Below are 14238 nucleotides of genomic sequence, written 5' to 3'. Positions count from 1 at the left end.
AGAATAACAGAATTATTTAAATCATCATAGTACTTTTTTAAAATAATAAGAGAATAATTATACGCATATTCAAAAAACTAATTAAATACACTGCATAATTATTCTCATACTATTATTATATGTTATTAATCTTGTAAATCATCAATAATACTTTCCATCTTTAAAATAGCTTTATGTTCCGCTTCTATTCTAGCTTCCGGATCAAAACCAGTGTTAGTTATTAATAACTCTTTAAATATTTTAATTCCTAAAAATTTCATTATATCCTCTACATATTCAACACCTTGACTAAGCTTACCTCTAAGTATCCATGGAACTGGTCCTCCTGATGATTGAACATAAACCATCTTTCTATCTTTATCATCTAAAGTCCCTTTTATTTTATCTATGCTTATTGTTACAGTCTTTCCTTCTTGGCATATACAATCTATATATTCCTTTAATGGTGCTGGAAAAGATAAATTCCACATAGGAGCTGAAATAACGTAAAGATCTGCTGCAACGAATTGATCACACAACTGATTTATTCTATCAACATCTTTCTTCTCATTATCATTTAGCTTGTCATAAGCTTCTTTATTTACTACAGCACTCCTACTTTCAAAATATTTATAGTTTAATCTTGGAATGTAATCTTTATATAAATCAATAGTTTCTACTTGACATTCAGGATTAACATCAACAATTTTATCAATTAGTTTAACTGCAACTTTTCTACTAGATGATAAATCTTCTGGTTTTGAATTAACGATTATATGTAATAGTTTCATAAAAAGCCTTCTTTCTTCATATTTGAATTTAGTATTTGACTTTTTATTTATTTCTATTCAATTAGCGCCTCTAAATTTGATGCAATATCACTCTTTATATTATGTATATCAATATTTTTTCCTGGACATAATGTTTGGTTACAATCTCTATGACCTACTATATCTTCAATATTATATTTTACTGTTAAGCTTGTACCTAATTTAACTAGACTATCAATTTGTGCTTTACTCGCTTTATCTACTTCATAATTTCCTTCTAAACATATCCCTATACTTTTACTATTTTCATTTATAGTATGTGCGCCTTTTACCTTTTCATCTCGTCCCCTATATATAATTCCGTCCTTTCTTATGTAGTAATGATATCCTATTCCTCCATAGCCTTTATCTAAATGCCATTTATGTATCGTCTCAGGTGAGACGTCTTTAGAAGCAGAATGATGTATTATAAGTCTTTTTGGCACATTATACGCTTCTAAATTATCTCCCCAAGTATAATTCACTTCTTTTACGTCAATTGAATCATTAATATCTTCAATCTTTTTTTCTAATTCACTGTTTTTTACTTTTATTTCTTTATTACTATATAAAAATGCTGAATATTTGTTTGATGAATAATGACTGTATATGAATGCTCCAGATACTACAACTATAATTCCAACCAAAATAAGTGCAACTGTTCTTCTTCTTCTTTTTCTCATAAGTTTCGCATAACTAGCTTTCTTTTTGTAAAAGTTTTCTATATCTCTCAACTTTTCATAATTCTTCTTAGTCATGACTCCCTCCTAATTATTTTTACATTTTTTACCTTATTTTATAACACCAAAGTATAATTTAACTTCAATTATAATTTAATTCTACCATATTATGTAAATACCCACAACTATTAATTCCTTTTTTATTCTATTTTTCATAAGTATATAGTACACTTGTCTTATTGATATTTTATTTTGAGAGGTGTATATAATTGCGTAATATTTTTTTAAGCTACTTATTAGTAATTAATATAGTAGGGTTTATATCGATGTTTATTGATAAAGAAAAAGCTAAAAGACATAAATGGAGAATTCCTGAAAATACTTTGATGTTTATTGCTCTTATTGGTGGTAGCATTGGTAGTATTTTAGGTATGGAAGTTTTTAGACATAAAACAAAGCATATGAAATTCAAGTTAGGCTTACCTGTAATACTAATTGTTCAAATAATTTTATACTTTATGGTTTTTGTTAAATAAATATAATAAAACAACTAAATTTGAGAATAAAAAAAGAGTGTCGATTTTATCGACACTCTAAAAAAGTCAACTTACGTTACTTCCTCAATATATACTATTTTCTTTCTATATCAATAACAACTTCTTCTGTTATCGTATCTTCTGGACCTGCATATTCATCAATAAAATATAAAGGTCTATTTTTAACTTCTGTAAATATTCTTCCTAAGTATTCACCAATAACTCCTAAGAATATTAGTTGTATACCACCCATCATAAGCATTACGCATATAAGGCTTGAATATCCCGGTACATCGATACCTGATACTAGTGTTCTTATTATTATGTATATCATATATATGAATGCTACAAATGCAATAATTCCTCCAAATATAGTTGCAAGTCTAAGTGGCGCAGTTGTAAATGAAGTTATTCCTTCAATAGCTAAATCTACAAGCTTTAAATAATTCCATTTAGTCTCTCCAGCAACTCTTGGGTCTCTATCGAATTCAATAGCTTTCTTTTTAAATCCAATTAAACTAAACATTCCTTTTGTATATCTTTGCTTCTCTGGGAATGCTTTTAATGCTTCTATAGCTCTTCTACTTAAAAGTCTAAAATCTCCTGTATCTGTTTGTATTGGAACATTAGATACAGATTGTAATATTTTATAGAACTTCTTAGAAGTAAACTTTTTAAGCCAAGTTTCTCCTTTTCTACTTCTTCTTTTTGCGTAAACATCATCATAGCCTTCTTCATAATATTTAAGCATATCCACAATTAACTCAGGTGGATCTTGAAGATCTGCATCTATTATAGCAACAGCATCTCCTGTTACATAATCAAAAGCTGCTCCCATAGCTGTTTCTTTCCCGTAATTTCTTGAAAGATTAACATAGCATACTCTAGGATCACTTTTTCTATACCCCTTAACAATGTTTAATGAATTGTCTTTACTTCCATCATTAACGAATAAAAACTCTAACTCATAGTTAGGGATATTTTCCCCTAATGCATCTAATCTCTTATATAAATATGGAAGAGACTCTTCTTCATTATACATAGGTATTATTATTGATAATTTTTTCATCTTTATACTTCCTTTCCAACTTAATGAAAAATGGTTGTAGTGTTATCTAATAAATGAATTTACTCCTCACTATTATAATTTACTTGTTCACACATTTCAATACATGAATTTATTTAATTACATGCTCAAACTCATTTCTTATGTTTTTTAAATTTCCATAAACAGTGACTCTATCAAATACTTCAAAAATGTAATCAGGTGTAGCAAATTTGATAAATTTATCACCTTTATCTATGTTAAGTACTTCAATTTCCAGATCTTTTAATCCACTATCTAATATACTCTTACCTATTATTCTGCACTCTTTTGAAAGATATATTTGATATACACCATATCCCCTTGTATTTGTTATTAAAGTTAAGCTCTCTGAATTCATTTTCTCCCATATTTTAGATTTTAATACTGCATTTTCAAGATTTAATTCGAGCTTTTCAATTGTCTTTGTCTTTTTAATAATAAAATTAAATACTATTAGTACAACTATTACTACAAAAAAACCTATTCCTGTAACTGTATCTGATATCATAGTTACAAAAAATGATATAAATGTCGCTGTACTTACATAACTGACTATCATAAGCCAACTCGCTATTTTCCTTCTTACAGGATGTTGCACAACCATCTCACTCTCTCTTGTTGTAAAGCCTGTACTAGTTAATAATGATACAACTTGAAATCTAGCCTTTTTAATAGGCATCCCTGTAAGTCTCATTAAAATAGAACATATATTTACAATAACAAGAAAAATCGTGCCAAACATTAAAAACGTAAATATTAAACCCATTTTTTCCTCCATGAATCGCATAATATAATTTGATAGTTAAATTATATTATACGGTCTAGACCTACATATGAACTTATTGTAAAATTAAAGAAAAATCATCCTATCTTTAATAAATAGGATGATTTTTTTACATAAGTGGTGCAAAAACTCTAAGAATTGCTGTTAATATTCTGTCATATATTTTAACATGCTTACAATCTTCTAAGCTTATTTCCATACATAAATCTAATGTATTCAAGTAATCTTCTTTAATTTGCATAACAGACTTTGTCTTATAAAGCCAAACTCCACATTCAAAGTGAAGATATAAACTTCTATAATCAAAGTTTATTGTTCCTATAGTAGCTAGTACATCATCTGATACAACTGTTTTTGAATGTATAAATCCTGGTGTATATTCATATATTTTTATTCCAGCTTTAATAAGTTGTGGATAATATGCTCTTGTAACAATATGTGCATACCACTTATCTTCTATATGTGGTGTTACAATTCTTACATCAACCCCACTCTTTGCAGCAAGTGTTAGTGCTGTTACTAATTCATTATCAATTATTAAATATGGAGTATTTATATAAACATAATCTTTTGCCTTTGATATTATATTTAAATATACATTTTCTCCAACAGTTTCATCATCTAATGGACTATCTGCATAAGGCTGTACATATCCATCACTTTCAAACATTTCTTTATACTCTGAAAGCGGTTTATATTTTGCATAATCAACCTTCTCTCTACTATTAAAACTCCAAAGTTGAAGAAACATAACTGTTAAGTTCCAAACTCCATCACCTTTTAACATTAAAGAGGCGTCTTTCCAATGTCCAAACCTAACAATTTCATTTATATATTCATCTGCTAAATTTATTCCACCTGTAAATGCTGTATGTCCATCAATAACTGTAATTTTTCTATGATCTCTATTATTTAGTATTATTGATAAGAATGGTACAAAAGGATTAAATACTTGGCACTTAATTCCCCTTCCTATAAGTTCTTCATTATACTTATACGGAAGAGTTGTTAAACATCCCATATCATCATAGATTACTCTTACATCTACCCCTTCTTTTACTTTTTGTTCCATAATCTCCAATATAGTGTTCCACATTTTTCCTTCATGTATTATAAAATACTCCATAAATATATATCGTTTTGCTTTCTTTAGTTCCTCTATTAACTTCTCATAAAAATTTTCTCCTGGTGATAAATACTCTGTAGTAGTATTTTTATAGATAGGTGATAAGGCAAACTCACTTGTATATCTTGCTTGATTTGCAATTGATTTATCTATCTGTTCTAATTCTTTCATTATACTTTCATCTTGGACCAGCAGGTCTTTAGATTCTAAATATACTTTCTCAACTTTCTTCTTGAACTTAGTGTTCATTTTCTTTCCGCCGAATATAAGGTAAAACAACCCACCGAAGATAGGAAATAATAATACCGGTATTGTCCACGCTAATTTGTAAGATGGGTTATCTGTTCTGCTGACTATGTATATTACAACTAAGACGCTTATTATAAAGAAGAATATGTACAAATCTACAAAAGACTCACTTAACTTCCATATTCCAAATATTAATATACATAATTGAAATAGTAGTAGCACCCCCACTATTACTAATCTACTTAACAAAAAATCTAATATTTTTCTCATTCATTCCTCCTTGATTAACATATATATATTTATATTTTAATCATTATCTTACCTATATTCAACTTAATATATTATTTTCCGACTATTCTCATAGATTGAAATACTAATCCTTGGTATTTTGGCGCTATATATCTCTTATTACTTTCCTTGTCCTCTACCGCTTTAATATATTCTTTAACAATAGATTCTGTGCTTATACATTCAACTTTAGTGAAATATCCTTGTTCTGCTATCCTTATTTTATTAACTATATGTTTAAAATAAGATTTTTCTTTCATCCAATGATATTTTCTTTCCATCATTAACTGATTAAATCCTGTTTTATACGCTCCAGGTTCTATTATTGCAACATCAATATTACAATCTGTAAGTAATACCAATTCCTCGATTAAAGATTCTGCAATTGCTTCTATTGCAAACTTTGTTGAAGTATATGGTGAGAAAAATCCCTTAGATATTCTTCCAAGTAACGATGAGACAAATATAATTCTTCCTTCTTTATTTTTTACCATATTTGTTAATGCTAGTTGTGTTAATTCAATTGGTGCAATTACATTAGTCTCATAAGCTTTTCTATATCTTGATACATCAATTTCCATAACTGAACCACTATCCCCTACTGCTGCATTGTTTATTAAAACATCTATATCGTAGTTTAAAATTTTCTTTCTATCTTCTTCTAATGTTACATTTAATTTTATCCCTTTAAGATTATCTTCTAGCCCTTTATCCTTTGCATACTCGTTAATTAATCTTGCCTCCTCTTCAAAATGTGTTGATGCAATTACATTATGCCCCCTTCTTGCAAGCTCAATTGAAGCATCCCTTCCAATTCCAGTTCCAGCACCCGTTATAAATACTCTCTTAAACATAAAAAACCACTCCTATTTTTTGTTAATTATTTTTATTATGTCCATAATCAACAAAAAAAAGTGGCTAATGCCACTTTTTTTAAGGTGATTTTCTATTTATTATTATATTCATTAAAATGATGTGCTAATGCTCCAACTAAATTTGCATCCTTTTTGTGGGTACATGTCCCAAGCATAGGTTTAACTTTAGCGATTTCTACTTTTTTAAGTATTGTATCCATAGATTCATTTAATCTATCTATAAAATCTTCTCTTTCACTAATAGCCCCACCTAATAATATAAGTTCTGGATCATAAACATACTGAAGATTAAATATTCCTTTTGCCAAAGTTCTATAAAATGTATCTATTGCACTTTTACAAAACTCATCACCAGCCTCAGCCTTTGAAAATACTTCTACTCCATCAATTAAATCATCATTATAATGCTTTCTAACTTTTCTTACAAATGACATTGTTGATGCTACTTCACTGAAGTTTTTATATTCTCCGTTTTCTTCCTCCATAAGCATATATCCAAACTCTCCACCATGAAGATGCTTACCGTGATGTATTTTTCCATCCTTTATTATTGCACCACCTATTCCAGTACCACATACTAAGAACATAATATCACTTACGCCCTTTGCTGACCCTGAAAACACTTCTGCTAACGCTGCACAATTTGCATCGTTTTCTATACTTACAGGAAGATTTACTCTCTCCCTAATTATTTCTTTAAAATTAGGTCCATGAATACATGGTATAGCACTCGCTCCCCCTACTATTCCAGTAACTGTATCTACAGCACCAGGTGAACTTATAGCGACTCCTTTAATATCATACTCACTTTTAACTCCATCTATAAAAAGAATTATTGAATCCATAAGCTCATTAAAATTATGCCTAACTTCAATATTACCTCTTTTTATTAAATTCCCTTTTTCATCTAAAACAGCTGTCTTTATTGAAGTTCCTCCAATATCTAAACATGCGTACATTAAAACCCTCTCCCTCTCATACATAAAATCCATTATAGTATTGCATATAAACCAGACCTTGTAAACCTTTAATTGAAATTACCTAGCTTAATTTATATCTAAATATATTTAAAAGTCGACATTTTAAGTCAAATAAATATATTTAATTATTTTAATTTAAAATTTAATAAAATTATATTATATATTAACTTTTTAAAGCTAATACTATACATTTTCTTGTAAAATCAATGTAATTTTTACACTTTTATTTACATGATTTTTTTCTAATTTTTCCCTAGTTTTTAATTCTTTTATATGTTAACATGAATTTAATTACATTATTTGTAAATTAAATTTCAACAATGAAGTTTAATATATATAAAAAATAAAGGAGTGGGTCAACTAATGGCTAAAAGAGCAATTAGCAAACGTTCAAATGTTATTATAGCTTGTGCTACAGTAACAACCTTACTAATGGGAATATCTGCTTCTGCCATACCATTTAATCAAAAAAATGATATAGCAGTTACAGCAGAAAAAAGCACTTCAAAAACTAAACGTAATGTAATGTATTATGGAGACTGGTCTGTTTGGGGAGGACAAGGTTCCTTCTATCCTAAAGACATTCCAGCTGATCAACTTACTCATTTAAATTTTGCATTTTTAGACTTTAATGCAAATGGTGAACTAATATTTACTGACAAAGGTGCTGCTTGTGAAAATCCCGTAGGAATGGATGGCGTTACATGGGGTGACCCTAATGCTGGTGTTCTTGCGGCATTACAAGACTTAAGAGCTAAAAACCCTAATCTTAAAATAGGAATTTCCCTTGGAGGCTGGTCCAAATCTGGTGACTTTTCTGTTGTTGCTAGTGATGCTTCGAAGAGAGCTAAGTTTGTTGAAAACGTTATGGAGTTTATTCGTTATACTAATATGGACTTCGTAGATTTAGATTGGGAATATCCAGGTGCCTTAAGAGATCCTGATAAAGTTGATAATCAAAATGATGAAGGTACAACACAAGCAAAACCTGAAGATAAAGAGAATTATATTCTTCTTCTAAAAGATTTTAGAAAAGCTTTAGATAAACAAGGTGTTGACCTTGGTAAGACATATGAGCTTTCAGTTGCACTTCCAGCACCAATTGAAAAAGTAGATATTGGTATTGACGTTAATGCATTATTTGACACTGTAGACTTTGCAAATATCATGACTTATGACATGAGAGGAGCTTGGGATCCAATAAGTGGTCATCAAACACCTTTATATACAAATCCAAATGATCCATACAAAGGAAAAGGTCTTTCTGTTGATGAAAGTGTTGATTACTTTATATCAAAAGGTGCAGAGCCTGAAAAAATTGTTGTTGGTGCTGCTTACTATACACGTGGATGGGAAAAAGTATCTAATGATAACGTAGATACAAAAAATCCTGGTCTCTTTGGTAAAGCTGAAAAAATCGCTAAAGATGCAGACCAAACACTTACTACTGGCGCTGATAATGAAGCTCCAGTAAAAAATGGAGAAGGTGGTCGCCGTGGTGGTGTTTGGTCCTATAGATCTCTTGATGCTCTAAAATCTAAGTACCCTGGACTTAAAGAATACTGGGATGATACAGCAAAGGCACCATATCTTTATAATGAATCTACTGGCGCTTTCTTCACATATGATAATGTGAAATCAATTAAAGAAAAGTGTAAGTATGTAAATGATAATGAACTTGGCGGTATGATTGGCTGGATGGCTTCACAAGATGCACCATCAACTCCTGGTTCAAATTCTAGAGATGAATTAACTAAGGCTACAAAAAACGCTTTATATGGCAATGCTGAATTGCCGAAACATGAAATAGTTTATGATGAATTAGATTTATCTTGTACTGTTGAAACTTTTAAAGAATCTTGGAGTGATAAAGGTGGATATACAATAACATTAAAGAATAATGAAAAACTCGAAGAATCTGGTGATGTTCTACGTAGTGTCGAAACTACAGCTGAAACATTAAAAAATGCTAAAATTTATATAAAGAATAATGGAACTAAAATAGTTAGTGGCGATTATACTGTTGGTACTATTAAAGAAGAAAATGGCTATTCAGTAATTGACCTTGGTGAAATATATTCTGCTAAAGTTATAAAACCTGGTTCAACTTACACTATGACTTTAAATACTGAAAAAGCGCCATCTGATACTTCTTCTCTTGAAAGTATATCTATATCTCAAAGGATGTCTCCTAAAGGAAGTGAGATGGGTAGACAAACTGTATTTGGGAATGAGGTAGCACCTGGTGAAAATACAGCACCAGTAATTAAAGGTGTTAAAAACCAAACTTTAGTAATCGGTGATAAATTTGACCCTCTAAATGGAGTAACTGCTTTTGATAAAGAAGATGGAGACTTAACTAGTAATATTATAATAAGCGGTACTGTTGATACTAGTAAAGCTAGTACGTATCCTTTAGTATATACAGTTTCAGATAGTAAAGGTCTAAAAGTCTCTTCTGATTGTACTATAATGGTTAAAGATAAAGGTACTATCCCTAATGATAATTATGACAATGCTAAAATATATAATGCAGGTGATAAAGTAATATATAAGGGTAAAGAATATATTTGTAAATGGTGGGTTCAAGGACAAGCACCTGGAACTACTTCTGCCTGGGAACTGATAGTTCTTAGATAATAGTTAAATAATAAATATAAAAAGGAATCTAATAAATATTAGATTCCTTTTTATATTTATTATTTTAAAACTTAGTATTACCACCTTGTGGAAATACAATTTTAACGGTTGTTCCTTTATCTTTTTCTGAAAAAATCTTTATTCCAAGACCTAGCTTATCACAAAGTTTCTTACACAAATATAAACCCATTCCAGTTGACTTACCGAAAATCCTACCATTCTCTCCTGTATACCCCTTTAAAAATACTTTTCTAATATCTCTATCACTTATTCCAACTCCATTATCTTCTATAGATAATATAGTATTATTTTTTTTAATATATGAGCTAATTTTAATTTTTCCACCTTGTGGAGTATATTTTACAGCATTAACTACTATTTGATTTATTATAAATTCTGCCCACTTTACATCACTAAAAACTTTTTCTGAAATATCATCTAGTTCTAAAGAAATTCTTTTCCCAATAAAATCTCTTGAATTCTTCTTAACTACTTTCATTATAACTTGCTTTAATGGAAATTCCTTTATTATATAATCCTCATTTGCCTCATCTGATTTTGAATAATATAATACTTGTTCTATCATTTCGTCAATTTTATTTAATTCTTTATCTATACTTCTTGTTACTTCATTTTCATTGTTTTCAATAACAAGTTTAGATGATGCTATTGGTGTTTTTATTTCATGGACCCACATCTCTATATAATCTCTATAATCCTTTTGTTTATATTTATATATATTAACATGTTCATGCATATCCTTATTAGAAACTCTTAAAATTTCATACATTAACTTACCTTCAAGAAATGATGGTTCCTTCAATAGCTCTGTAATTAAATACTTTTTATCTAGTGTTTCTACAAAGTCAGATATTTCATTATAAAATTTTTGTTTTCTAATAAATTCAGTTATTATATATGTTAATAATGGCAAGAACCATATTGCAAATACAACTCCTATTACAGCACCACCAAAATTTAGCATATGCATAAATATAGTTAAAATAATAAATATACCTAGATTTATTATTAAAAATATACTCTTATCCTTTAGATAATCTAATAGTTTCATGGCATTATATACCCAAGGCCTCTTCTTGTTTCAATAACATTTTCTATACCCATCTCTTGAAGCTTCTTTCTTATTCTAGTTACATTAACTGATAATGTATTGTCATCAACATAGTAATCTGAATTCCATAAATGTTCCATAAGCTGTTCTCTACTTACGATTTCACCCTTATGTTCTATCATATAAGATAAAATTTTCATTTCATTTTTAGTTATCTCTAAAGTTTGATCATTACATATTATTATTCCTTTTAATAAATCTAGTTCAAAATTTTTATATGATAACTTATTGCTTTTCTCTTCCTTACCATAACTTCTTCTAAGTAACGCTTCAATACGCACTAGTAATATTTGAGTATTATACGGTTTAGTTACAAAGTCATCTGCACCTAAATTCATACTCATAAGTTCATCCATCTCACTGTCTCTACTTGTAACAATTATTATTGGAACTGCAGAATTCTTTCTTATTTCTCTACATATATGATATCCATCAAAGTATGGTAAATTCACATCTAATAGAACTAAATCTGGCTTTGAATTATGTACTTCTTCAATTATATTTTCAAAATCTGTTGGTGTATTTATATTGTACCCATATTTTGAAAGTAATTTTTTAAGTTCCTCTCTTATAGTTTCACTGTCTTCTACGATTGTAATATTATACATATTAACCCTCCCTTAAAATATCCTTTCTTTATATTATATATAATTTTACCCATAATACTTTAATTAAATTAAATTTTTTAAAATTAAAACCTTCCTAAATTATATTTAGAAAGGTTTTATGTTATATATGGACTTTTAATTTACTTTATATATTTGTTTTATTGCTGATGGTAAACTGCTTGCTTTAATTTCTTCATAACTTCTTACCTTACCATCACTCTTATAAACCATTAAAAACCTATTTGGTTTTAAAACTTTATTCGTATTAAACTCTAGTATCTCTTCATTCCCTTTTTTATCATACCCTTTTATTTTATATAAATATACTTGTCCATTTATTTCATGATTTAATTCTGTTTTAACATAATATTTTGTAGCCCCGAAATTAACTAACATGTTAGTTCCAAAGATTAATCTTAATGCAATTATTACTCCAATTAAACCCAATATTTTTTTCATATTATCGTCCTTTTAACTAAAATTTCTTTACTATATTTTTATAACCAAAGAAAGTTGCTATAAAGTATCCACCGTATATTACTATTATTACTCCCATAGTCATAATTGATGCTATTAATATGCTTGAACTTCCAAAGGATGATATAAATTCATTAGCTTGATATATTCCAACTATTGAATGAACTATTGCTAGTACTAGTGGAAGAGCAAAGTATATAAAAGTTTGAGTAAATATTGATTTATTTATCATTTTTTCAGGTGCTCCAATTCTTCTTAAAGCATTATATCTGTCTGCACTATCACTTGCTTCTGATAATTGTTGAAGTGCAAGTACTGCAGCACTTGATATTAAGAATATAACTCCTAAGTATAAAGTAATATATAAAATTATTGTTGTAGTAAGTTGTGTTTGCTCTTGAAGAGTTACTTTAGAATCAAATAACACAAATGCGTCATGATCTCCTCTACTATCCAAATAATTTTTAAAGAATGTTGAATACGCTTTTTCTGATGATTCTAAATTATTATCACCATAATTAATATCTAAGTATGCCATATCTGGTTCTAATGACTTAACAAATTCATCTGGTACTATTACAGTAAATATATTATCAGCAATACCTGTTGTTATATTAGTATCTGTTATAATCTTTTTATTTTGAATTTTATACTCTTTACCATCTAGCTTTATACTATTATTGTCTTCCATAAAATTATCTACTGTTGATCTTATAAATGCTGAATTTGATTGAACTAATACTGAGTCCTTATTCAAATCAACTTTTTCTTTTCCTTGAAGTTCTCTCATTTTATTATAATCTGATATACTTATAGCATTAACAAAACTATAATCACTTATTTCTGCACCCTTACTTGCATTATATTTAGATAAAATATCTCCTAATTTATCCTTTGTCTTATATACAGTAACAAACGCATACTTATCTCCGTCTTGTATTTTAAAACCATTTTTATTTAATACTTTCTCAAAAGAAGGGTTTCCATCTTCATTTGTAAGCATTTTAGCAGTTGCACTAAATGGTGATAAACCATCTACGTTATTCTTTTTAAAACTAACTCCAACTGAAAGCATTGAAATTGTTAAGAATAACATTAAACATATAACTGTCATTGAAACAAAATTTGTATTTATTTTGCTATTAATTTGTCTTAATGTAAACATGTTTAATTTCTTTAAATATAATTTTTTATTTTTTTGAATGACCATAATTAAAAATGTTGTTAAACCATAGAAGAAAGCTGCTGTTCCAATAACCCCAAGTCCTATTGACAGTTTAAATTCAATTTTTTCGAAATTCAATCCTACTTTATTTATTAAATAGTATGCAGTTCCAAGTATAGCTAATGATGCTAAAAATATTATTCCTGCTATAATAGGATTTTTTATTTTGATTTGCTCATTTTTCTTATGTGCATTTAAAAGATCTATTAGTTTATATTTTGAAATAACAACTGTATTAAATACCATAACTAATATGTATATTATTCCAAAATAAATTACTGTCTTTAAAATTGCATCTGGCGCTATAACAAACTTATAATTATCTAAACTTATATCAAACATTTTAGCTGTAATTACAGACAACCCTTGTGATGCAAACAAACCAAGTACAAGACCTGCAATTAATGAAAATGCTCCTATTATTAACTCTTCAATAACTAATAACCTTGATATTTTATTTTTTCCCATTCCAAGGGACATATATAATCCAAGTTCTTTTTTTCTTCTTTTTATTAAAAAGTTATTGGCATAAATAATAAGTAAACCAAGTATTACAGATACGAATACTGATAGCATTGAAATAACTTGTGAAATCATTTGGATTGAATTTGATTTACTATCATTTATTGTTGCCATTGTATTTTGTGCACTTATTGAATTAAAAGTGTAAAATATACAAACTGCAAATGTTAATGTTAAAAAGTATACTGTATAATCTTTAAAACTTTTTCTTACATTATTAATGGCTAATTTAGAATACATC

The 14238-nt window shown here is 28.3% G+C and carries 13 protein-coding genes; 2 read left to right on the top strand and 11 right to left on the bottom strand.

What is annotated here, in order from left to right; all coding sequences use genetic code 11:
• Positions 1-125: 125 nt before the first annotated feature.
• Positions 126-770, bottom strand: coding sequence for an FMN-dependent NADH-azoreductase (locus tag RSF37_RS01635; RefSeq protein WP_332562633.1), 645 nt, complete (start codon positions 768-770; stop codon positions 126-128).
• A gap of 53 nt (positions 771-823) precedes the next feature.
• Positions 824-1546 carry a peptidoglycan recognition protein family protein gene (locus tag RSF37_RS01630; RefSeq protein ID WP_332562632.1) on the bottom strand — a complete coding sequence of 241 codons (723 nt, stop codon included), beginning with the start codon at positions 1544-1546 and terminating at the stop codon, positions 824-826.
• 191 nt (positions 1547-1737) lie between these two features.
• On the opposite strand from RSF37_RS01630, the gene RSF37_RS01625 reads away from it, so the two are divergent.
• Positions 1738-2004: a DUF1294 domain-containing protein gene (locus RSF37_RS01625; RefSeq protein WP_332562631.1), complete on the top strand. Its 267-nt coding sequence runs from the start codon at positions 1738-1740 to the stop codon at positions 2002-2004.
• A 94-nt stretch (positions 2005-2098) separates the two neighbouring features.
• Here RSF37_RS01625 and RSF37_RS01620 read toward each other — a convergent pair whose 3' ends face one another.
• From RSF37_RS01620 to RSF37_RS01600, 5 genes are all read right to left on the bottom strand, one after another.
• A complete protein-coding gene (locus tag RSF37_RS01620; RefSeq protein WP_332562630.1) occupies positions 2099-3073 on the bottom strand; it encodes a glycosyltransferase family 2 protein in 975 nt (324 codons plus the stop codon).
• Positions 3074-3182: 109 nt separating this feature from the next.
• Positions 3183-3857, bottom strand: a complete 675-nt coding sequence (locus tag RSF37_RS01615; RefSeq protein ID WP_332562629.1) for a TrkA C-terminal domain-containing protein — start codon at positions 3855-3857, stop codon at positions 3183-3185.
• A 127-nt stretch (positions 3858-3984) separates the two neighbouring features.
• Positions 3985-5520 carry a cardiolipin synthase gene (cls, locus tag RSF37_RS01610; protein WP_332562628.1) on the bottom strand — a complete coding sequence of 512 codons (1536 nt, stop codon included), beginning with the start codon at positions 5518-5520 and terminating at the stop codon, positions 3985-3987.
• 71 nt (positions 5521-5591) lie between these two features.
• On the bottom strand, positions 5592-6392 hold the full coding sequence (locus RSF37_RS01605; RefSeq protein WP_332562627.1) for an SDR family NAD(P)-dependent oxidoreductase: 801 nt from the start codon (positions 6390-6392) through the stop codon (positions 5592-5594).
• Positions 6393-6484: 92 nt separating this feature from the next.
• The gene (locus RSF37_RS01600) at positions 6485-7372 is read right to left on the bottom strand and encodes an ROK family protein (RefSeq protein ID WP_332562626.1); all 888 of its coding nucleotides are present in this window, start codon (positions 7370-7372) and stop codon (positions 6485-6487) included.
• Between the two features lie 384 nt (positions 7373-7756).
• Here RSF37_RS01600 and RSF37_RS01595 point away from each other — a divergent pair, with 384 nt between their 5' ends.
• A complete protein-coding gene (locus RSF37_RS01595) occupies positions 7757-10033 on the top strand; it encodes a glycosyl hydrolase family 18 protein (RefSeq protein ID WP_332562625.1) in 2277 nt (758 codons plus the stop codon).
• 64 nt (positions 10034-10097) lie between these two features.
• Here the strand turns inward: RSF37_RS01595 and RSF37_RS01590 are convergent, their stop codons facing one another.
• From RSF37_RS01590 to RSF37_RS01575, 4 genes are all read right to left on the bottom strand, one after another.
• Positions 10098-11105 (bottom strand): sensor histidine kinase, encoded by a 1008-nt coding sequence (locus RSF37_RS01590; protein WP_332562624.1) that lies wholly within the window; start codon positions 11103-11105, stop codon positions 10098-10100.
• A complete protein-coding gene (locus tag RSF37_RS01585) occupies positions 11102-11773 on the bottom strand; it encodes a response regulator transcription factor (RefSeq protein WP_332562623.1) in 672 nt (223 codons plus the stop codon). Before RSF37_RS01585 ends, RSF37_RS01590 begins: the two co-directional genes overlap by 4 nt.
• Positions 11774-11908: 135 nt before the next feature.
• Complete coding sequence (locus RSF37_RS01580) at positions 11909-12232, bottom strand: YxeA family protein (RefSeq protein WP_332562622.1); 324 nt, start codon at positions 12230-12232, stop codon at positions 11909-11911.
• A 16-nt stretch (positions 12233-12248) separates the two neighbouring features.
• Positions 12249-14238: ABC transporter permease (locus RSF37_RS01575; RefSeq protein WP_332562621.1), on the bottom strand; the 1990-nt coding region annotated here is incomplete at its 5' end.

This window comes from Clostridium sp. (assembly GCF_036643715.1).
Taxonomy (GTDB): domain Bacteria; phylum Bacillota; class Clostridia; order Clostridiales; family Clostridiaceae; genus Clostridium.
This window is presented reverse-complemented; position numbering and strand designations above follow the sequence as displayed.